The sequence below is a fragment of the Chitinophaga dinghuensis genome, assembly GCF_003259435.1.
In the GTDB taxonomy this organism is placed as follows: Bacteria; Bacteroidota; Bacteroidia; order Chitinophagales; family Chitinophagaceae; genus Chitinophaga; species Chitinophaga dinghuensis.
The window spans coordinates 1-1451 of sequence record NZ_QLMA01000022.1; the positions used below are offsets into that span (position 1 = coordinate 1).

1 protein-coding gene is annotated in these 1451 nt (G+C 48.3%); it reads left to right on the plus strand.

Annotated elements, in window-relative coordinates:
• A partial coding sequence (locus tag CLV59_RS29080; RefSeq protein WP_170137959.1) for a hypothetical protein occupies nucleotides 1-1451 on the plus strand: 1451 nt, incomplete at both ends.

The window sequence follows — 1451 nt, forward strand, 5'->3', positions numbered from 1 at the left end:
GCGAACTTTGGTACCTCTTCTATCAATGATCCTAAAGCTCAGGTAACTGTAGCGGTAGGTGACAGCGTGGTACTCAGATGGACAATCGTAAATGGTAATTGTGCCGATTCTTACGATGAAATGAGCATCGTGAACTTTGCTGAAGCTGTGAAAGCTAATGCTGGCATCGACCAGAAAGCTTGCGCTCAGACTACAGCCTTCACACTCAATGGTAACACCGCTACTCCAGCTACCGCTATCGGCAGATGGACTGTAGTATATGGTGCTGCTAACTTCGGTACCTCTTCTATCAATGATCCTAAAGCTCAGGTAACTGTAGCGGTAGGTGACAGTGTGGTACTCAGATGGACGATCGTAAATGGTAATTGTGCCGATTCTTACGATGAAATGAGCATCGTGAACTTCGCCGAAGCAGTAAAAGCAAATGCTGGTGCAGATCAGAAAGCTTGCGCTCAGGCTACTCCGTTCACGCTCGACGGTAACACCGCTACTCCAGCTACTGCGATAGGCAGATGGACCGTAGTATATGGTGCTGCTAACTTTGGTACCTCTTCTATCAATGATCCTAAAGCTCAGGTAACTGTAGCGGTAGGTGACAGCGTGGTACTCAGATGGACAATCGTAAATGGTAATTGTGCGGATACTTACGATGAAATGAGCATCGTGAACTTTGCCGAAGCAGTGAAAGCGAATGCTGGCATCGACCAGAAAGCTTGTGCTCAAACTACTCCGTTCACCCTGGACGGTAACACCGCTACTCCGGCTACTGCTATCGGCAGATGGACTGTAGTATATGGTGCTGCTAACTTTGGTACCTCTTCTATCAACGATCCTAAAGCTCAGGTAACTGTGGCTGTAGGTGACAGCGTAGTACTCAGATGGACGATCGTAAATGGTAATTGTGCGGATACTTACGATGAAATGAGCATCGTGAACTTCGCAGACGCAGTGAAAGCTAACGCTGGTATCGACCAGAAAGCTTGCGCTCAGACTACTCCGTTTACACTGGATGGTAACACTGCTACTCCAGCTACCGCTATCGGCAGATGGACCGTAGTATATGGTGCTGCTAACTTTGGTACTTCTTCTATCAACGATCCTAAAGCTCAGGTAACTGTAGCAGTAGGTGACAGCGTGGTACTCAGATGGACCATTACTAATGGTGTATGTGCGGATACTTACGATGAAATGAGCATCGTGAACTTCGCAGACGCAGTGAAAGCGAACGCTGGTATCGACCAGAAAGCTTGCGCTCAGGCTACTCCGTTCACGCTCGACGGTAACACCGCTACTCCGGCTACTGCGATCGGCAGATGGACCGTAGTATATGGTAACGCAAACTTCGGTACCTCTTCTATCAACGATCCGAAAGCACAGGTAACTGTAGCAGTAGGTGACAGCGTGGTACTCAGATGGACCATTACTAACGGCGTATGTGCGGATTCTTACGA